Source organism: Streptomyces sp. NPDC059037 (assembly GCF_042740015.1).
Taxonomy (GTDB): domain Bacteria; phylum Actinomycetota; class Actinomycetes; order Streptomycetales; family Streptomycetaceae; genus Streptomyces.
Genome location: NZ_JBHYIG010000019.1, coordinates 1 through 18,276, shown reverse-complemented (window position 1 = coordinate 18,276; position 18,276 = coordinate 1). Strand labels below are relative to the sequence as shown.

The following is an 18,276-nucleotide window of genomic DNA, read 5'->3' as shown; positions in this document are numbered from 1 at the left end:
CCAGACTGACACGGGGGTACATCCCACGCATTTCGATCATCAACGGACAGTAATCACACCGGAGAAGAGCCCCGCTACTCCCGCGGCGGCAGCTTCGGGCGGCGTCGGTCCGGCACGTCCGCATAGCCCGGCGGAGTCGCCGCCGGCTGCCGGTCGAGGAGGTCGAGCGCGAGGCCGACCGCGTCGTCGAGCTGGGCGTGCCGCCCCTCCGCCCAGTCCAGGGGGGTGCGCAGGACGTCCAGGTCCGGCTCGACGCCGTGGTTCTCCACGGACCAGCCGTACGCGTCGAACCAGCCCGCGTTCATCGGCACCGTGATGACCGTCCCGTCGCCGAGCCGGTGCCGCCCGGTCATGCCCACCACACCGCCCCAGGTGCGCTGCCCCACCACGGGACCGAGGCCGAGCAGCTTGAACGCCGCCGTGATCATGTCGCCGTCGGAGGATGTCGCTTCGTCGGCCAGGGCCACCACGGGGCCGCGCGGCGCGTTCGACGCGTACGACACCGGCTGGGCGTTCCGCGTCAGGTCCCAGCCCAGGATCTTGCGTGTCAGTTTCTCGATGACCAGTTCGCTGATGTGGCCGCCCGCGTTGCCGCGTACGTCCACGATCAGGGCGGGCCTGGACACCTCGAGGCGCAGGTCCCTGTTGAACTGTGCCCAGCCCGAGCCGCCCATGTCGGGGATGTGCAGATAGCCGCACTTGCCGCCGCTCAACTCCCGTACGACGTCACGCCGTTTGGCCACCCAGTCCTGGTAGCGCAGGGGCCGTTCGTTGACCAGCGGGACGATCGCGACGCGCCGCGCGCGCCCCTCGCCCTCCGCCGGCTGGAACGTCAGCTCCACGGTCGTGCCGCCCGCGGCCGCGAGCAGCGGCCAGGGCCCGGCGACCGGGTCGACCGGGCGGCCGTCGATGTGCGTGAGGACGGCGCCCGCGCGGATCCCCGCACCGGCCAGCGGCGAGCGTGCCTTGGAGTCGGACGAGTCGCCGGGCAGGATCCGCTTGACCGTCCAACTGCCGTCCCGGCAGACCAGGTTGGCGCCCAGCAGGCCCATCGCGCGCTGATAGTGCGGAGGCCCCTCGTTGCGGCGCGCGGCGGAGACGTACGCGTGAGAAGTGCCCAGCTCGCCAAGGACCTCGCGGAGCAGATCGGCGAACTCGTCGGGCGAAGCGACGCGTTGGACGAGCGGACGGTATTGCGCGAGCACCCCGTCCCAGTCGATCCCGCACATGTCCGGCTCCCAGAAGTAGGAGCGGATGATGCGGCCCGCCTCGTCGTAGGCCTGGCGCCACTCGGCGGGCGGGTCGACCTCGTGCAGGATGCGGCGCAGGTCGATCCAGACGGTGGTGTCGCTGTCCCCGGATTCGGTGGAGGGCACGGCGCTGAGGTCGCCCTCGTCGACCACGACGAGGCGCGTTCCGTCGCCGCTGACCGCGAACCAGTCGAGGTGCTCGACGAGTTGGGACTTCTTGGCCTTGGAGATGTTGAAGTATTCGAGGGTGGGGCGCCCCGAGGTGTCGGCCGGGTTGGCGAAGGTCTCGCCGAGCGCGCCCGAGATCGGCCAGCGCAGCCAGACGAGGCCGCCGCCGCTGACGGGCTGGAGCGCGGAGTACTTGGATGCCGTGACGGGGAACGGCGTGACCCTGCTCTCCAGGCCCTCGACCTCCACGGTGGTGGTGCCTTCCCCCTTGCCGTCCCTGTCGCCCTCCTCGACCGGGTCGAGCCCGCCCGCGGCAGGACGGCCGTCGGGGGAGAGCGCGAAGGGGGACGGGGTCGCCGACGACAGCGGGACCAGGTAGGGGCGGCAGCCGAGCGGGAAGGAGAGGTCGCCGGTGTGCACGTCGTAGACGGGGTCGAAGCCGCGCCAGGAGAGGAAGGCGAGATACCGCCCGTCGCGCGTGAAGACGGGGTTCTCGTCCTCGAAGCGGCCGTTGGTGACGTCGACGATCGCGCGGGCGCCCGGACCTTCGATGCGGGCCATCTTGATCTGCCGCAGGGAGCGGCCGATGCCGGGGTGGGACCAGGTCAGCCAGGCGCCGTCGGGGGAGAAGGCGAGATCGCGCACGGGCCCGTTGACGGAGCGGATCAGCTCGGTGACCTCGCCGTTGGATTCCTCGGTTCCCGCGGCGGCAGCCGCTTCATCAGACACAGTGATGAGCAGAAGCCGCCCGTCGTTGGAGGCGATGGCCAGCCGCTCCCCGTCCGGGTCGGACACCATCTCCTGGACGCGGCCGAGCTCACCGCTCGCCAGCCTGCGCGGCTCGCGGTCGCCGCTGGCGCGCGGGAGATAGGCGATCTCGACGGCGTCCTCGCCATCGGCGTCGGTGATGTACGCGACCTGCCCGCCGGTGCCGAGCATCTCCGGGAGCCGGACGCGTACGCCAGGGGTGTCGATGATGGTGCGGGCGGGCCCGTCCCGGTGGGTGAGCCAGTACAGGCTGCCGCGTACGACGACGGCGCTGGCCCGGCCTGTCGTGTCCACGGAGAGCGCGTCGACGTTCTGCGCGGCCGGTACCTGGTAGACCCGCCGCCCGGTGCGCGGCCCGCCGAGCCGTACGTCCAGGCGGCGCGGCTCGGAGTTCGCCGAGAGGTCGTCGACCATCCAGATGTCGCCCGCGCACTGGTAGACGACGCGGGTGCCGTCGCTGGACGCGTGCCGGGCGTAGAACGCGTCGTGGTCGGTGTGCCGCCGCAGGCCGGAGCCGTCGGGCAGACAGGAGTAGAGGTTGCCCACGCCCTCGTGGTCGGAGAGGAAGGCGATCCGGCCCCCGACGAACATCGGGGCGTCGAGCTGCCCGTCGATGTCGGCGAGGATGTGCTCGCCGTGCATCCAGATGCGGCCCATCGCACCGCCCCGGTAGCGCTTCCAGGCAGCCGGTTCGTGCGGCGGCCGACCGGTCAGGAGCAGCGTCTTGCGCTCGCCGTCGATGTCGGTGACCGCGATGTCATGGACGGGCCCCCAGGGCAGCCGGCCGCCGGGCGAGCCGTCGGTCGGCACGCTGTAGGCCCAGCAGAAGTAGGAGAAGGGCTGGTTGTGCGAGGAGACGGCGAGGATGTCGCCGTCGGGGGACCAGCCGCAGACGCGGGTGTCGGTGCTCCCCCAATAGGTGAGTCTGCGCGAAGGACCGCCGTCCACCGGGGCGAGATGGATCTCCGGGTCGAGGCTGCGCCATGTCGTGTACGCGATGTGGCGGCCGTCCGGCGAGAAGCGCGGGTGGCTCACCTTGGTCCGGTCGACGGTGACCCGCCAGGCGCGGCCGGCCGGGGCGCCGTCCGCGGCCAGTGGGGCCACCCAGAGGTCGTCCTCGGTCGCGAAACAGAGGCGGTCGCCGCTGAGGTGCGGAAACCGCAGGTAGGCGGGGTCGGCATGGGTGTCGTCGCGCGCGTCGGTCACCTCACCATGCTTTTCCGGTGCGCAGGGCGCGGCAACTCGTACACGCGGCCCGGCGGAGGGAGCGCGTGACCCAGCACACGTACGAAACGGTTTCGTTTCGCTAAGGCTGGGGGTACAGTCATGGCGTACGGAACAGTTTCGATAAGGAGTGGAGGGATCATGGCTGAGGCGGCAACGGCGCGGCGCAGCCGGATCACGCCCGAGCGCGAGGCCGAGCTGTACGCGGCCGTGCTCGATCTGCTCCGCGAAGTCGGGTACGAGGCGCTCACCATGGACGCCATCGCCGCCCGCACCCGGTCCAGCAAGGCCACCCTCTACCGCCAGTGGGGGAGCAAGCCGGAGCTGATCGCCAGGGCGCTGCGGCACAACAAGCCGGTGTCCATCGAGGACATCGACACGGGGTCCCTGCGCGGCGACTTCCACGCGACCATGGCGCGTTCGGACGACTGTCAGATGGAGCGGGACGCCGCGCTGATGCGGGGCCTGTTCCACGCCGTGCACGACAACCCCGAACTCCACCAGGCGATGCGGCAGTTGCTCATCGAGCCGGAGATCACCGGCCTGAACACGATGCTGCGCAGAGCGGTGGACCGCGGCGAAGTGGACGCGGACAACCCGGCGTTGGACTACGTCATCCACATGCTGGTCGGCGGTTTCGTCGCCCGTGACCTGATCGAGGACCGCACGGTCGACCGTGCCTTCCTCGCCTCCTATGTCGACGCCGTGATCCTCCCCGCCCTCGGCGTCTGACCAACTCCCCGCACAAACACAAGCCCACCCCCCTTCCTGACGCGCCCGCTCACGTCGTCGGGCTGATCCCCCCTGCCCTGCTGACCCCACGACTGACCGGGAGTACGCCCTCGTGGCCACATTCCTCTACAAACTCGGCCGACTCGCCTTCAGGCGACGGCACTTCGTCGCCCTGATCTGGGTGGCGCTCCTGACCCTCGCCGGAGTCGGCGCGGCGTCCGCGCCGACCGCCGCCTCCAGTTCCTTCTCCATCCCCGGCACGGAGGCCCAGAAGGCCTTCGACCTGCTCGACGAGCGGGTGCCCGAGGCCAGCGCCGACGGCGCGAGCGCCCGGGTCGTCTTCAAGGCGCCGGACGGCGAGAAGGTCACCGACCCGGCCAACAAGGCCGAGGTCCAAAAGACCGTCGCCGCCCTCAAGTCCGGCTCGGACGAGGTCGCTTCGGCCGCCGATCCGTTCCAGGCCAAGACCGTCAGCAAGGACGGCTCCACGGCGTACTCGTCCGTCTCGTACAAGGTCACCTCGATGGAGCTGACCGACGAGAGCCGTGACGCGCTGGAGAAGACCACGGACGACGCCCGCGATTCCGGGCTCACGGTCGAGGTCGGCGGCGACGCGCTGCAGGCGATGCCCGAGACCGGGGCCACCGAGATCATCGGCATCGCGGTCGCGGCCGTCGTCCTCGTGATCACCTTCGGCTCGCTGGTCGCTGCGGGGCTTCCGCTGCTCACCGCGTTGATCGGCGTGGGCATCGGCGTCTCATCGATCACCGCGCTCGCCAACGCGCTCGACCTGGGTACGACCACGTCGACGCTTGCCATGATGATCGGCCTCGCGGTCGGCATCGACTACGCGCTCTTCATCGTCTCCCGCTACCGGGGCGAACTCGCCGACGGACGGGACCGCGAGGAGGCGGCGGGCCGCGCCGTGGGTACGGCTGGTTCGGCCGTGGTCTTCGCCGGGCTCACCGTGGTCATCGCCCTGGTCGGCCTCGCCGTGGTCAACATCCCGATGCTGACGAAGATGGGCTTCGCGGCGGCCGGCACGGTGGTCATCGCCGTCCTCATCGCGCTGACCCTGATACCGGCGCTGCTCGGGTACGCGGGCAAGAAGGTCAAGCCGACGGGCGAGAAGAGCAAGCTGCTGGGCGGCGGCAAGAACAAGGCCGCCGACCCGGAGAAGGCGGCCGCCGACCCCACGAAGGAGCCGAAGGCCAACCTCGGCACCCGCTGGGCCCGCTTCGTCACGCGCCGCCCGCTCGCCGTGCTGCTCGTCGGCATCATCGGCCTGGGCGCCGCCGCGCTCCCGGTCTCCTCGCTCGAACTGGGCCTCCCGGACGACGGCGCGCAGCCGACGTCCACGACCCAGCGCAAGGCGTACGACCTGGTCTCCGACGGATTCGGCCCCGGCTTCAACGGCCCGCTGATGACGGTCGCCGACCTCAAGGGCGCGGACGACCCGAAGGCGGCGGCGCAGCAGATCTCCCAGAAGATCTCGGGCCTCGACGACGTCCTGACCGTCGCCCCGCCCATGATCAACAAGGCGGGCGACACGGCGATCATCAGCGTCGTCCCGTCCTCCAAGCCGAGCGGCACCGAGACCGAGGGCCTCGTGCACTCGATCCGTGACGCGGGCGGCGAGATCAAGTCCGACACCGGCGCCGACGTCATGGTCACGGGCACGACGGCCATGAACATCGATGTGTCGCAGAAGCTGAACGACGCCCTGTTGCCCTACCTGGCCCTGGTCGTCGGCCTCGCCTTCCTCCTCCTGATCGTCGTCTTCCGCTCGATCCTGGTCCCGCTCAAGGCGGCCCTCGGCTTCCTGCTCTCGGTCCTCGCGGCCCTGGGCGCGGTCGTCGCGGTCTTCCAGTGGGGCTGGCTCGGCTCGCTCTTCGGCGTGGAGCAGACGGGCCCGATCATGTCGATGATGCCGATCTTCATGGTGGGCGTCGTCTTCGGCCTCGCGATGGATTACGAAGTCTTCCTCGTGACCCGCATGCGAGAGGCGTACGTCCACGGGGAGCGCCCCGGTGAGGCGATCGTGACCGGCTTCCGGCACGGGGCACGGGTGGTCTCGGCGGCCGCCGTCATCATGATCGCGGTCTTCGCGGGCTTCATCGGTTCCAGCGAGCAGATGGTGAAGATGATCGGCTTCGGCCTGGCGATCGCGGTCTTCTTCGACGCGTTCATCGTGCGCATGGCCTTGGTCCCGGCGGTGCTCGCGCTGCTTGGCAGGAAGGCGTGGTGGCTGCCGAGGTGGCTGGACCGGGCGCTGCCGAATGTGGATGTCGAGGGTGAGGGGCTGCGCGACGTGGCGGACAAGGCCGCGGACGGTGACCGGGAGCTCGCCCGCGTCTGATTCCGCTCAGTGCGGGACGGGGGTGGCGGCGTAGGTGCGGCGCAGGAAGCGGAGCAGCACCGCCGAGTCGAACTGCACGACCTCCACCCCCTCCCGCGAGTGGAACTCCACGACCACTTGCACCCGGCCGCAGGGCCAGACGCGTACGTCGCCGTCGGTGACCGGGGCCAGCAGGCCCTCTTCGACGAGCCGGCGCTCGAAGGTCCACTGGTGGCCGCCAGGGAGGTCGATCCGCATCGCCTGCGGGTCGGCCTCCGGGTCGTAGTGGAGGATGGCGGGCACGGCGCGGTGGCCGTCGGCCGAGTCCGTGACGATGTGGGCTCGTGCGTACTGCTCGACTGCGGACATCGTCAGACTCCTCGCCCTCACTCCTGCTTCCTTTATGCCCTCTAATGTCCCATATTTTCTGGCTGTTGCTCCAGGATGCTCCGGGATAGTTGGGTATTCAGCGCTCTTGCAAAGCGTTCGCAACAGGGCACTATCATTGAACGGTTCACGAGCGATCCGCTCTGCCTTCCGTCCTCCTTCCCCGTGTCCTGCCCAGGAGCGCCCGCATGCATGTCCCCGACGGATTCATCGACGCCCCCGTCTCCGCGGTCACCGGGGTCATCGCCGCCGGCGCGGTCGCCGTCAGCCTCAAGGGCGCCCGGCGTGAGCTGGACGAGCGGACCGCCCCGCTCGCGGGCCTTGTCGCGGCGTTCATCTTCGCCGTGCAGATGCTGAACTTTCCCGTGGCGGCCGGCACCAGCGGACACCTCCTCGGCGGCGCGCTCGCCGCGATACTCGTCGGTCCCTACACGGGTGTCCTGTGTGTGTCGGTCGTACTCCTCATGCAGGGCGTTCTTTTCGCGGACGGCGGCCTGACCGCGCTCGGCGTGAACATCACGGACATGGCGATCGTCACGACCGTCGTCGCCTACCTCGTCTTCCGGGGCCTGGTGAAGGTGCTCCCGCGCAGCCGCCGCTCCGTCACCGTCTCGTCGTTCATCGCCGCGCTGCTCTCCGTGCCCGCGGCCGCGCTCGCCTTCACGTTCCTCTACGCCCTCGGCGGCACCACCGACGTCTCCATCGGCAAGGTCGCCACCGCCATGATCGGCGTGCACGTCCTCATCGGCATCGGCGAGGCCGCGATCACCGCGCTCACCGTCGGCGCCGTCATCGCCGTACGCCCCGACCTGGTGTACGGCGCCCGAGGCCTGACGCAGAAGCTCAAGCTCCGCGTCGGCGGCGAACTCGTCGATGCCGAACCGGCCGCCGTCCCGGTGGCCGCGCGCTCCCACCGCAAGGTGTGGATCGCCGGCCTCGTCACCTCCCTCGTCCTCGCCGGCTTCGTCAGCTTCTACGCCTCCGCGGACCCCGACGGCCTGGAGAAGGTCGCCGCCGACAAGGGCATCGACAGGAAGACCGAGGAGCACGCCACCGCCGAGTCCCCGCTCGCCGACTACGGCGTCAAGGACATCGCCGACGCCCGCCTCTCCGGCGGCCTCGCGGGCGTGATCGGCGTCGGCGCCACCGTCGTCGCGGGCTCGGCGGTCTTCTGGACGCTGCGGCGTCGTCGTACGTCCGACGCCGACCCCGCGTCGACCGCCGCGGTCACCGAGAGGGCCCTCCCGTCTCCCACCACCGCCCTCAACCGAGGCCCTTCGGGCCGCACCCCCTCCATCTGATGGGCGCGGGCCACGCCCACCGGCTCTACCGGCACGGCCACTCGCCGGTGCACACGCTGCCGCCGCACACCAAGCTGGCGGCGGTCTTCGCCTTCGTGGTCGTGGTCGTCTCCACGCCGCGCGAGGCGATGTGGGCGTTCGCGCTGTACGCGGTGCTGCTCGGTTGCGCGGCGTACGCGGCCCGCATCCCTGCGGGGTTCCTCCTCAAGCGGCTGCTCATCGAGGTGCCGTTCGTGGCGTTCGCGGTGCTCATGCCGTTCGTGGCGGAGGGCGAGCGCATCGACGTACTGGGTCTCTCGTTGAGCGTGAACGGGCTGTGGGGGGCCTGGAATGTCCTGGCCAAGGGCACCCTCGGCGTCGCGGCTTCCGTCATCCTCGCCTCCACCACCGAACTGCGGGAACTCCTGCTCGGCCTCCAGCGCCTGAAGCTGCCGCCGCTGCTCGTCCAGATCGCCTCGTTCATGATCCGGTACGGGGATGTCATCACGGACGAGATGCGCCGCATGAAGATCGCCCGCGAGTCGCGCGGCTTCGAGGCGCGGGGCGTACGCCAGTGGGGGGTCCTGGCCAAATCCGCGGGCGCGCTCTTCATCCGCTCCTACGAGCGGGGCGAGCGGGTGCATCTGGCGATGGTCAGCCGGGGGTACGCCGGTTCGATGCCGGTCATCGACGAGGTGACCGCCTCGCGCACGCAGTGGACGTACGCGCTGGCCCTTCCGTTCTCCGCACTTGTCGTATGTCTGTTGGGATGGACGCTGTGAGCACTGCCCCTTCTCCTGAGGTTCCTTCTTCTCAGGTCCCTTCCCTTGAGGTCTCCGGACTCGCCTTCGCCTACCCCGACGGGCATCAGGCGCTCTTCGGCGTCGACATGACCATCGGCCGCGGCGAGCGGGTCGCCCTGCTCGGCCCGAACGGCGCCGGCAAGACGACCCTCGTCCTGCACCTGAACGGCATCCTGACCGGCGGCGCGGGCACGGTCGCCGTGGCAGGACTGCCCGTCGGCAAGAAGCACATGGCGGAGATCAGGCGCCGGGTCGGCATCGTCTTCCAGGACCCGGACGACCAGCTGTTCATGCCGACGGTGCGGGAGGACGTGGCGTTCGGCCCCGCGGCCGCAGGGATGCGCGGCCCCGAGCTTGAAGCCCGCGTACAGAAGGCTCTTGCGCAGGTCGGCATGGCGGAGTTCGCCGACCGCCCGCCGCACCACCTCTCCTTCGGGCAGCGCAGGCGGGTGGCGGTGGCGACGGTCCTCGCGATGGAGCCGGAGATCCTGGTCCTCGACGAGCCGTCGTCGAACCTGGACCCGGCGTCGCGCCGCGAACTGGCCGACATCCTGCGGTCGTTGGACGTGACGGTCCTGATGGTGACGCACGATCTTCCGTACGCCCTCGAACTCTGCCCCCGCGCCCTCGTCCTCAGCGAAGGCGTGATCGCGGCGGACGGCCCGACGGGCGAGCTGCTCGGCGACGAGGCCCTGATGGGCGCGCACCGCCTGGAGCTGCCCTTCGGGTTCGACCCGAAGTCCGTGACGTCGTCGACCTCCGGTCCGTGACAATGGGGGCGTGACGAACCAGGCCCGCGAGGGGACCGGCGCCGCGGCGGCCGGATCGCTGCTCATCGACGACCAGCTGTGCTTCGCGCTGTACGCGGCACAGCGCGCGGTGACGTCCGCGTACCGTCCGGTCCTCGACGAGCTGGGGCTCACCTACCCCCAGTACCTGGTCATGCTGGTGCTCTGGGAGCGCGGCGAGATCCCCGTCAAGGAACTCGCCGCCGCGCTGCACCTCGACTACGGGACGGTCTCGCCGCTCCTGAAACGCCTTGAGGCGGCGGGGCTGCTGCGGCGCGAGCGGGCGGCGCACGACGAGCGCTCGGTCCTTGTGCACGTGACCGAGCAGGGCGCCGACCTGCGGTCACGGGCTACGGCCGTGCCGCAGGCGCTGCTTTCGGGGGCCGGGCTCAAGGGGGACGAAGTGGCGCGGCTGCGGGGCGAGTTGTGGCGGCTCGTGGAGCGGGCCGAGGGGGTCGCGGCGCGTCGGCCGTGAGCCGGGCGGGGTTACCCACGGTTGCTACCCCCGGGTAATAAGGGCGTTCGTGGAGTCGATAGGTTGTGCACGATGTACTTGTCCACGCTCTTTTCTCCTTCCTCCGTCTCTCTCCCCGGGTGAGGTCGAACCATGACCGACGGCACGATGACCGAAGGCACCATCGCCGACAGCCGTCCGACGAAGATCATGTACGTTGCCGAGGCCACCGCACACGGCGGCCGTGACGGCTACGTCACCAGCCAGGACGGGCAGCTCGACCTGCAGGTCGCGATGCCGCCGGCGCTCGGCGGCGACGGCCGCGGCACCAATCCCGAGCAGCTCTTCGCGGCGGGCTACAGCGCCTGCTTCCACAACGCGCTCGTCCTGGTGGGCCGCCGCGCGGGCTACGACCTGACCGGCTCCACCGTCGCCGCGAAGGTCGGCATCGGCCCCAACCGGCAGCAGGGCTACGGCCTCGCGGTCGCGCTCAACGTCTCGCTGCCGCTGGTCGACCAGGAGCTCGCGGGGCGCCTGGTGGGGGCGGCGCACCAGGTCTGCCCGTACTCGAACGCGACGCGCGGGAACATCGACGTCTCGATCGTGCTGAGCTAGCCGGAATCCGGCGGGCCGTGTCTCTGTTGCATCCACGGACGCACTAGGTGGATGAGGAGAGCGACGTGGTGATCGAGGGCACGGTGGCCGAGGGCTTCGAACCGGTGCGGGACGCCTTCGTGCGCAACTTCGCCGAGCTCGGTGAGCAGGGGGCGGCGGTCACGGTCTACCGCGACGGGCGGCCGGTCGTGGACCTCTGGGGCGGCACGAAGGACGTCGGCGGGGGCGCGGCGGGTGCCCCCTGGGAGCGGGGCACCGCGCAGATCGTCCGCTCGGCGACGAAGGGCGTCGCGGCCGCCGTCCTGCTCCTGCTCCACCAGCGCGGCGAGCTCGACCTGGACGCGCCGGCCGGGTCCTACTGGCCCGAGTTCAAGGCGCACGGCAAGGAGCGGACGCTGGTCCGGCATCTGCTGTCGCACCGGGCGGGGGTGCCGGTCCTCGACCGCCCGCTGACTCCTGCCGAGGCGGCGGATCCCGACTTCGCGGCGGACGCGGTCGCCGGGCAGGCACCGGTCTGGGAGCCGGGGGCCGACCACGGCTATCACGCGCAGACGTACAGCTGGCTGACCGGTGAGCTGGTGCGGCGGGTGACGGGGCGGTCGATCGGGGAGTGGGTGGCCTCCGAGATATCCCGGCCGCTGGGCCTCGACCTCTGGATAGGCCTCCCCGAAGGGGAAGCGGACCGGGTCGGCCGGGTCGGTCGCATCTCGCCGCCCGAGGCTCCCGGTGGTCTTCGCGTCCGCCCTCGACGGAACGTCGCCGAGGCGTACGCGGATCCGGATTCCCTCACCCAGCGGGCGTTCGGCGCGATCGACCCGTCCCCGGACGAGAACGACCCGGCGTACCGGGCGGCGGTCCTTCCCGCGTCCAATGGCATCGCCACGGCGTCGTCCCTGGCGCGCTTCTACGCCTCCCTGATCGGTGAAGTCGAGGGTGGGGAGCCGCTGTTCACTCCCTCGACGGTGGCGCTGGCGCGCGCGGAGGAGTCCGCGGGGGCGGACCGAGTCCTCGTCGTCAACACCCGCTTCGGGCTCGGCTACATGCTGCACGGCGGGGCATCGCCGCTGCTGGGTCCCGGTTCGTTCGGGCACCCCGGGCGGGGTGGCGCGCTGGGCTTCGCGGACCCGGAGTCGGGGGTTGCGTTCGGGTACGTGACGAACGGGATGAACAAGGGGGTTACGGCGGATCCTCGGGCGCAGGGGCTTGTGCGGGCCCTGCGGGGGCTGGTGTAGGGGCCAGAGACGGCGAAAGCACCGGACGGGCCGAGATGGCAGCTGCCGGGCAATCGGGTGGGCGGGCGGGAAAAGATCCGGCGCGAAGCGGCGGGCTCGAGCGGGGTCCGGGGCGGAGCCCCGGTTTCGGGAAGGGGTGGGTTTGGGGAAAGAACCCCACCCCACCCCAGCCATACTGAACCTGCACGTCAGAACATCAGCCGCTCCACCGCCGCAGCGGCCAGCACAACCCCCCGCCTCGCGAGGAGCCGCAACGCCATGGCAGAAAACCCCGCCTACCCCGTAGGCCTCCGCCTCACCGGCCGCCGCGCGGTCGTCCTCGGCGGCGGCCAGGTGGCCCAGCGCCGCCTCCCCGCCCTCATCGCGGCGGGCGCCGACGTCCTCCTCGTATCGCCGACCGCGACACCCTCCGTAGAGGCGATGGCGGACGCGGGCGAGATCACCTGGGAGCGCCGCCCCTATGCGGAGGGCGACCTCAAGGACGCCTGGTACGCCCTCATCGCGACCGGCGACACCGAGGCGAACACCGCGGCCTCCGCGGAAGCGGAAGCGCACCGCGTCTGGTGCGTACGTTCCGACGACGCCGACGCGGCCACGGCCCTGACCCCCGCCACCGGCCGCTCCGAAGGCGTCACGGTCGCCGTCCTCACCACGGACATCCACGGCCGCGACCCCCGCCGCACCGCCGCCATCCGCGACGCGGTCGTCGAGGGCCTGCGCGACGGCACGCTCGTGGCCCCCCACCACCGCACCCGCACCCCCGGCGTCGCCCTGGTCGGCGGCGGCCCCGGCGACCCGGATCTGATCACGGTCCGCGGCCGCCGTCTGCTCGCCGAGGCGGACGTGGTCATCGCCGACCGGCTCGGCCCGCGCGACCTCCTCGACGAACTGCCGCCGCACGTCGAGGTGATCGACGCCGCGAAGATCCCGTACGGCCGTTTCATGGCCCAGGAGGCCATCAACAACGCCCTGATCGAGCACGCCAAGCAGGGCAAGTCGGTCGTCCGCCTCAAGGGCGGCGACCCGTTCGTCTTCGGCCGCGGCATGGAGGAGGCCCAGGCGCTCGCCGAGGCCGGCATCCCCTGCATGGTCGTCCCCGGCATCTCCAGCTCGATCTCGGTCCCGGGCGCCGCGGGCATCCCCGTCACGCACCGCGGCGTCGCCCACGAGTTCACGGTCGTCAGCGGCCACGTGGCCCCGGACGACGAGCGCTCCCTGGTCGACTGGCCGTCCCTGGCCAAGCTGCGCGGCACCCTCGTCGTCCTGATGGGCGTGGACAAGATCGGCAGGATCGCCGAGGCGCTCACCGCGCACGGCAGGTCGCCCGAGACCCCCGTCGCCCTCATCCAGGAGGGCACGACCGCGGCCCAGCGCCGCGTGGACGCCACCCTGGCCACGGTCGCCGCCCAGGTCGCGGCGCACGAGGTGAAGCCGCCGGCGGTCATCGTCATCGGCGACGTGGTGAACGTGGGCCCCGACCACTCCGCGTGACGGTGCACAGCCCCGCGTAACCACCACGAGCCCCAACGTAACCACCGGTAACCCAACCTGCCCCCGGGCGTTGGCACCACACCCAGGACAAGGCAGTATCACCCTGTGGCTGATCTCATCACCGTTGACGACCCCGCCGACCCGCGCCTGCGCGACTACACGGGCCTGACCGACGTAGAACTGCGCCGCAAGCGCGAACCCGCCGAGGGCCTGTTCATCGCCGAGGGCGAGAAGGTGATCAGGCGCGCCAAGCAGGCGGGCTACGAGATGCGCTCGATGCTGCTCTCCGCGAAGTGGGTCGACGTCATGCGGGACGTCATCGACGAGGTCCCGGCTCCCGTGTACGCGGTCAACCCGGACCTCGCCGAGCAGGTCACCGGTTACCACGTGCACCGCGGCGCCCTCGCCTCGATGCAGCGCAAGCCGCTGCCGACCGCCGACGAACTCCTGACCACGGCCCGCCGTGTCGTGGTCATGGAGTCGGTCAACGACCACACCAACATCGGCGCGATCTTCCGCAGCGCCGCCGCCCTCGGCATGGACGCGGTCCTGCTCTCACCGGACTGCGCCGACCCGCTCTACCGCCGCTCGGTGAAGGTCTCCATGGGCGCGGTCTTCTCCGTCCCCTACGCCCGCCTCGAATCCTGGCCCAAGGGTCTGGACGGCGTACGCGAAGCGGGCTTCAACCTCCTCGCGCTCACCCCGGACGAGAAGGCGAAGACCCTGGACGAGGCGGCCCCGCACCGCATGGACCGGGTCGCGCTGATGCTGGGAGCGGAGGGCGACGGCCTCTCCACCCAGGCCCTGGTCGCCGCCGACGAATGGGTCCGCATCCCGATGGCCCACGGCGTCGACTCGCTCAACGTGGGAGCGGCCGCGGCGGTCGCCTTCTACGCCGTGGCGACGGGCCGCCCTCAGCTCTGAGAACCCGGCCCCTGGCCTTCGGCCTGCTGCACCGCACGCACATCGTGTACGCCGCTGTCGCCGAGCCCCTGCGCGGGCCCCTGGCACCCCTGCGCCGCCGCGATGCCGAGGGCCACCAGGAGCGTCACGACGACGAACACGAAGAGCCGCTGCCGCAGAAGCCGCGGATTGGCGGGCCTGCGGCCCGTGCCGGTGGTCCGTGGCCCGGATCTGCCACCGGAGCGTGTGGTGTTCCTGGACGGCGCGGGACGCGAACCGGACCGGGAGGAACCGGTACCGGCACGCGACGAACCGGTCCGTGACGCACCCGGCCGCGACGAGCTGGGCCGCGGCGGGGGAGTGCCCTGCGGATGACGCCGCTGGGTGCGCTGGTCCGCGTACTCCTCGGCGAGCCGTCCCGTGGGACTGTCCTGGTCGTGCCGGGGCGCCGGCGGCCGTACGTCGCTCAGCCCGCCCTGGGCCTCACGGGCCGCGATCTCCTTGAGCCTGAGCGACAGTTGGAGGGTGCTCGGCCGCTCCTCCGGGTCCTTGGCGAGGCAGGCCCGGATGAGCGGGGCGAGCGCGTCCGGAACCCCGCCGAGCTGCGCCTCCTCATGGACGACCCGGTAGAGCATGACCTCCGAACTGCCGTGCCCGAAGGGCGAGTCCGCCATCCCCGCGTACGCGAGCGTGGCGCCCAGGGCGAACACGTCGGTGGCGGGGGTGACGGCGGCGCCGCGCACCTGCTCGGGCGCGAGGAAGCCGGGCGACCCGACGGCCGTGCCGACGTGGGTCAGGGTCGAGGCGCCGGTCGCCCAGGCGATCCCGAAGTCAATGATCCGCGGCCCCTTCGGGGACAGCAGGATGTTCGACGGCTTGAGATCACGGTGTACGACACCGGCCTCGTGCACGGCGACAAGACCCTCGGCAAGCGCCGAACCGACCACCGCCACCTCGGCCGCGGTGAGCGGTCCCTCGGCGGCGACCTTGTCGTGCAGGGAGGGCCCGGGAACGTACTGCGTGGCGAACCACGGCCGGTCGGCGTCGAGATCGGCGGCGACGAGGCGGGCCGTACAGCCGCCCCTGATCCGGCGGGCCGCGGAGACCTCGCGCGCGAAGCGCGAGCGGAACTCCTGATCCTCCGCCAGATCGGGCCGGATCACCTTCAGGGCGACGCGCTGCCCCCGCCGGTCCGACCCCAGGTAGACGACACCCATGCCGCCGGCGCCCAGCCGCCTGTGCAGTCTGAACGAGCCGACGACACGCGGGTCCTCGCGCCGGAGCCGCATCATCGCCATGTCCATCCCCGCTGCCCGGTCCGTTGTCGAGCCACAGCTTACGTTTCCGCGGCCGGGCAGGTGCAGAGGCCGCGCCCTCGCGGCCCGACCGATTGTCAGTGCCGGGTGGGAAACTTGAAGAGTGCTCAGGGGACCGGGGAGGAACGGGCGTTGGCTCTGCCGTGCCCCCCAACCATCCATCGCTGAAGGGGGATTGATCCCGTGAAGGGTGATCGCGTGGAGATAGTCGTGGACGCCGGGGACACGACGCGGACGTACGAGGTGGTGGCGAGCCGAGCGGGCCGGCGGGTGGAGACGGCGGTCCGCAGAGGGGTGGTCGAAGTGAGCGAAGTCACCCGCAGCGGCTCCGTCGTGCGGACGGCACGGTTCATGGCGACGCGGGTGCTCGCCCTCGTCGAGCAGCCCGTCCCGCGGGAGGACACATCCGAGCAGGCCGCCCGCCCCCTCCGGGAAGACCCTGAGACCTAGGACCCCGTCTCCACCCATGGGAGTACATGAGGGGCGATCGGTCATCCTCCGGGAGGCCCGGCAATCGGTACGAGGGCATGACGCCCAGGACGCTCCGCGCACCTAAATTTGAAGTCAAGCGGCGGGTGCAGCACTCGTCCCCCGAGGTCAGACACCCGCCGCTGCCAAGTTCATACAGACTCGGTCAGGAGAGGAACCATGGCGGACACGGCATCGCGGACGATGATCCGCACGCAGGGACGTAAGGCATTCGCCACGTTCGGCGTCCGCCCGTCCGGCACGCGCCATCCCTTGGTGGCGACGGCCATGGTTCTTCCCTTGGCGGCCCTGCTCGTAGTCGTCTTCGGCGGCTGGGAAGCGGTGGTCACACAGGCGTCGTCCGTGGGCGTGATGCTGGGGCGCTGAGCGGCGCCCCGGGCCCGGATGAGCGGTCCGGGCGGGGACATCCGGCCAGGAAACCCCGTGGGGACGGGGGTGCGGCGGACGGCAATGAGAAATGCCCGCGCAGCTGGGGAGCTGCGCGGGCACTTCTTTGCGCGGGGCTCCGCCGGGCTCCTTGGGCGCCGTTGATCACCGGCTCCGCCGAGTTCGTCCTCAAACGCCGGACGGGCTGGAAATCCAGCCCGCGTACGCTCACGGGCAGCACCGATCGATGTATGCCGGGGGACCCGTGACCGCCTTGCTGCCCGCGCTGACCGCCAAGGTCCGCCACACAGCTCACCGCACCACCTGCGCCTGCGGATCCGAGGCCGTCCTCGCCGACCGCGACGACGCAACCGTCATCCGGCACGGCAACATCGTCGCCAAGGCCCACGCCCCCGAAACGGACGCCACAGAGCTGGCGGCCCGCCTCAAGGTCGCCGCCGCCCTCCACGGCACGCTCCTCCCGCCGCTCGGCGAGACGGCGACCCAGCTCCACGGCCGCCTGGTCACCCTCTGGGAGGCCGGTACCCCCGTGGACCGCGACAACCCCGACGCCGCCCCCTGGGAAGCCGCCGCCACCCTCCTCGCCGGCCTGCACAAGGTGCCCGCCGCCAGGCTCCCGCACTCGCTCCCGGACATGCGCGGCCCGGCGAAGGCCGCCCGCGCCATGGCCCGCATGCGCGCCGCGGGCCCGCACCCCGCCGCCGCCCCCGTCGAGCGCGCCTGGGCCACCCTCCCGGCCTGGGCCAGGGCCGAGGCCCCCGCGCCGTCCCGCAAGCACCTGTGCCACGGAGATCTGCACCTGGGCCAGCTGGTCCGCGTGCCCGAAGGGCAGTGGCTGCTGATCGACGTGGACGACCTCGGCCTGGGGGAGCCGGCCTGGGACCTGGCCCGCCCCGCCGCCTGGTACGCCTGCGGCCTCCTCGGCCCCGATGAGTGGACCCGCTTCCTGACCGCCTACCAAGGCGCCGCCGGGCCCGCGATCCCGGCGGCGGGCGCCGACCCCTGGCCCGCCCTGGACGTCCCGGCCCGCGCCCTCACCGCGCAGACCGCGGCCCTGGCCGTCGCGAAGTCCGTCGCCGAGGAGCGGCCCCTCGACGAGATCGAGCAGGCGGTCGTCGACGCCTGTGATCGAATGGCCGCCCTCCCGCCGGAGTTGGCTCCCACCTCCACGAAGTAGGGTGCAACGCACCGAAGCCGGGCAGAGATCCGGCGAAGCAGTCACGACCGGCGAGGAGTTGAGCCGACCATGCAGTGTCCCAAGTGCCATGCACCGATGCACACGTACAACCGCAATGGCGTCCAGATCGAGCAGTGCAGCGGTTGCCGCGGGATATTCCTCGACTACGGCGAGCTCGAGGCCCTGAGCCGGGTCGAGTCTCAGTGGGGCGGCCAGCAGGCCCCGCCCCCGCCGCCCGCCCCGCAGGCGTACCCGGCCGCTCCCGCCCCGCAGTGGGGCGTTCCGCAGCACGGCGGCCAGCACGGCGGCCACGGTGGGCACTACGGCCACAACAAGCGCCACAAGAGCTTCGGGCACATGCTCTTCTCCTCCTGACCGAGGAACGACGAAGCCCCCCGGCCGGGGGTAGGGCGGGGGGGTGGGTGGGGTTGTGGGGGGGAAAGGGGTTTTAAACCTGTGCCCGTGTGTGTTAGA

General features: G+C 71.5%; 17 protein-coding genes. 14 read left to right on the top strand and 3 right to left on the bottom strand.

Annotated features, from left to right (window positions below; genetic code table 11):
* Positions 1-74 precede the first annotated feature (74 nt).
* Positions 75-3,392 carry a S41 family peptidase gene (locus tag ACFWY6_RS06645; protein ID WP_384687066.1) on the bottom strand — a complete coding sequence of 1,106 codons (3,318 nt, stop codon included), beginning with the start codon at positions 3,390-3,392 and terminating at the stop codon, positions 75-77.
* A 159-nt stretch (positions 3,393-3,551) separates the two neighbouring features.
* Here ACFWY6_RS06645 and ACFWY6_RS06640 point away from each other — a divergent pair, with 159 nt between their 5' ends.
* Complete coding sequence (locus ACFWY6_RS06640; RefSeq protein WP_384687064.1) at positions 3,552-4,142, top strand: TetR/AcrR family transcriptional regulator; 591 nt, start codon at positions 3,552-3,554, stop codon at positions 4,140-4,142.
* A 112-nt stretch (positions 4,143-4,254) separates the two neighbouring features.
* Positions 4,255-6,501, top strand: a complete 2,247-nt coding sequence (locus ACFWY6_RS06635; protein WP_384687062.1) for an MMPL family transporter — start codon at positions 4,255-4,257, stop codon at positions 6,499-6,501.
* 6 nt (positions 6,502-6,507) lie between these two features.
* Here ACFWY6_RS06635 and ACFWY6_RS06630 read toward each other — a convergent pair whose 3' ends face one another.
* Positions 6,508-6,849, bottom strand: coding sequence for an SsgA family sporulation/cell division regulator (locus ACFWY6_RS06630; RefSeq protein ID WP_384687060.1), 342 nt, complete (start codon positions 6,847-6,849; stop codon positions 6,508-6,510).
* Between the two features lie 206 nt (positions 6,850-7,055).
* Between ACFWY6_RS06630 and ACFWY6_RS06625 the strand changes: the two genes are divergently transcribed.
* The 8 genes from ACFWY6_RS06625 (at position 7,056) to ACFWY6_RS06590 (ending at position 14,454) form a co-directional block, all read left to right on the top strand.
* Entirely contained in the window at positions 7,056-8,168 is a 1,113-nt protein-coding gene (locus ACFWY6_RS06625; RefSeq protein WP_384687058.1) for an energy-coupling factor ABC transporter permease, read from the top strand.
* Positions 8,168-8,929: a cobalt ECF transporter T component CbiQ gene (gene cbiQ, locus ACFWY6_RS06620; RefSeq protein ID WP_384687056.1), complete on the top strand. Its 762-nt coding sequence runs from the start codon at positions 8,168-8,170 to the stop codon at positions 8,927-8,929. The genes ACFWY6_RS06625 and cbiQ overlap by 1 nt, the downstream gene beginning before the upstream one ends.
* A complete protein-coding gene (locus ACFWY6_RS06615) occupies positions 8,917-9,720 on the top strand; it encodes an energy-coupling factor ABC transporter ATP-binding protein (protein ID WP_384687054.1) in 804 nt (267 codons plus the stop codon). Before cbiQ ends, ACFWY6_RS06615 begins: the two co-directional genes overlap by 13 nt.
* A 10-nt stretch (positions 9,721-9,730) precedes the next feature.
* On the top strand, positions 9,731-10,213 hold the full coding sequence (locus tag ACFWY6_RS06610; protein WP_384687052.1) for a MarR family winged helix-turn-helix transcriptional regulator: 483 nt from the start codon (positions 9,731-9,733) through the stop codon (positions 10,211-10,213).
* Positions 10,214-10,345: 132 nt separating this feature from the next.
* A complete protein-coding gene (locus tag ACFWY6_RS06605) occupies positions 10,346-10,807 on the top strand; it encodes an organic hydroperoxide resistance protein (RefSeq protein WP_384687050.1) in 462 nt (153 codons plus the stop codon).
* Between the two features lie 47 nt (positions 10,808-10,854).
* The gene (locus tag ACFWY6_RS06600; RefSeq protein ID WP_384687048.1) at positions 10,855-12,039 is read left to right on the top strand and encodes a serine hydrolase domain-containing protein; all 1,185 of its coding nucleotides are present in this window, start codon (positions 10,855-10,857) and stop codon (positions 12,037-12,039) included.
* 258 nt (positions 12,040-12,297) lie between these two features.
* Complete coding sequence (gene cobA, locus ACFWY6_RS06595; protein ID WP_384687046.1) at positions 12,298-13,530, top strand: uroporphyrinogen-III C-methyltransferase; 1,233 nt, start codon at positions 12,298-12,300, stop codon at positions 13,528-13,530.
* Positions 13,531-13,635: 105 nt separating this feature from the next.
* Positions 13,636-14,454 carry an RNA methyltransferase gene (locus ACFWY6_RS06590; protein ID WP_135336239.1) on the top strand — a complete coding sequence of 273 codons (819 nt, stop codon included), beginning with the start codon at positions 13,636-13,638 and terminating at the stop codon, positions 14,452-14,454.
* Here the strand turns inward: ACFWY6_RS06590 and ACFWY6_RS06585 are convergent.
* Entirely contained in the window at positions 14,445-15,737 is a 1,293-nt protein-coding gene (locus tag ACFWY6_RS06585; protein ID WP_384687044.1) for a serine/threonine-protein kinase, read from the bottom strand. The genes ACFWY6_RS06590 and ACFWY6_RS06585 overlap by 10 nt on opposite strands.
* A gap of 195 nt (positions 15,738-15,932) precedes the next feature.
* On the opposite strand from ACFWY6_RS06585, the gene ACFWY6_RS06580 reads away from it, so the two are divergent.
* The 4 genes from ACFWY6_RS06580 to ACFWY6_RS06565 all read left to right on the top strand — a co-directional run bounded on the left by ACFWY6_RS06580 (position 15,933) and on the right by ACFWY6_RS06565 (position 18,177).
* Entirely contained in the window at positions 15,933-16,199 is a 267-nt protein-coding gene (locus ACFWY6_RS06580) for a hypothetical protein (protein WP_266868958.1), read from the top strand.
* A 198-nt stretch (positions 16,200-16,397) separates the two neighbouring features.
* On the top strand, positions 16,398-16,604 hold the full coding sequence (locus tag ACFWY6_RS06575; RefSeq protein WP_135336237.1) for a hypothetical protein: 207 nt from the start codon (positions 16,398-16,400) through the stop codon (positions 16,602-16,604).
* A 247-nt stretch (positions 16,605-16,851) separates the two neighbouring features.
* A complete protein-coding gene (locus ACFWY6_RS06570) occupies positions 16,852-17,802 on the top strand; it encodes an aminoglycoside phosphotransferase family protein (protein ID WP_384687041.1) in 951 nt (316 codons plus the stop codon).
* A 69-nt stretch (positions 17,803-17,871) separates the two neighbouring features.
* A complete protein-coding gene (locus ACFWY6_RS06565; protein WP_384687039.1) occupies positions 17,872-18,177 on the top strand; it encodes a zf-TFIIB domain-containing protein in 306 nt (101 codons plus the stop codon).
* Positions 18,178-18,276 lie beyond the last annotated feature (99 nt).

Excerpts from the sequence above, each read along its gene's own strand:
- ACFWY6_RS06640 (WP_384687064.1), top strand. The coding sequence starts at position 3,552 with ATGGCTGAGGCGGCAACGGCGCGGCGCAGCCGGATCACGCCCGAGCGC.
- ACFWY6_RS06630 (WP_384687060.1), bottom strand. The coding sequence starts at position 6,849 with ATGTCCGCAGTCGAGCAGTACGCACGAGCCCACATCGTCACGGACTCG.
- ACFWY6_RS06625 (WP_384687058.1), top strand. The coding sequence starts at position 7,056 with ATGCATGTCCCCGACGGATTCATCGACGCCCCCGTCTCCGCGGTCACC.
- cbiQ (WP_384687056.1), top strand. The coding sequence starts at position 8,168 with ATGGGCGCGGGCCACGCCCACCGGCTCTACCGGCACGGCCACTCGCCG.
- ACFWY6_RS06615 (WP_384687054.1), top strand. The coding sequence starts at position 8,917 with ATGGACGCTGTGAGCACTGCCCCTTCTCCTGAGGTTCCTTCTTCTCAG.
- ACFWY6_RS06605 (WP_384687050.1), top strand. The coding sequence starts at position 10,346 with ATGACCGACGGCACGATGACCGAAGGCACCATCGCCGACAGCCGTCCG.
- cobA (WP_384687046.1), top strand. The coding sequence starts at position 12,298 with ATGGCAGAAAACCCCGCCTACCCCGTAGGCCTCCGCCTCACCGGCCGC.
- ACFWY6_RS06585 (WP_384687044.1), bottom strand. The coding sequence starts at position 15,737 with ATGGACATGGCGATGATGCGGCTCCGGCGCGAGGACCCGCGTGTCGTC.
- ACFWY6_RS06575 (WP_135336237.1), top strand. The coding sequence starts at position 16,398 with ATGGCGGACACGGCATCGCGGACGATGATCCGCACGCAGGGACGTAAG.
- ACFWY6_RS06570 (WP_384687041.1), top strand. The coding sequence starts at position 16,852 with ATGTATGCCGGGGGACCCGTGACCGCCTTGCTGCCCGCGCTGACCGCC.
- ACFWY6_RS06565 (WP_384687039.1), top strand. The coding sequence starts at position 17,872 with ATGCAGTGTCCCAAGTGCCATGCACCGATGCACACGTACAACCGCAAT.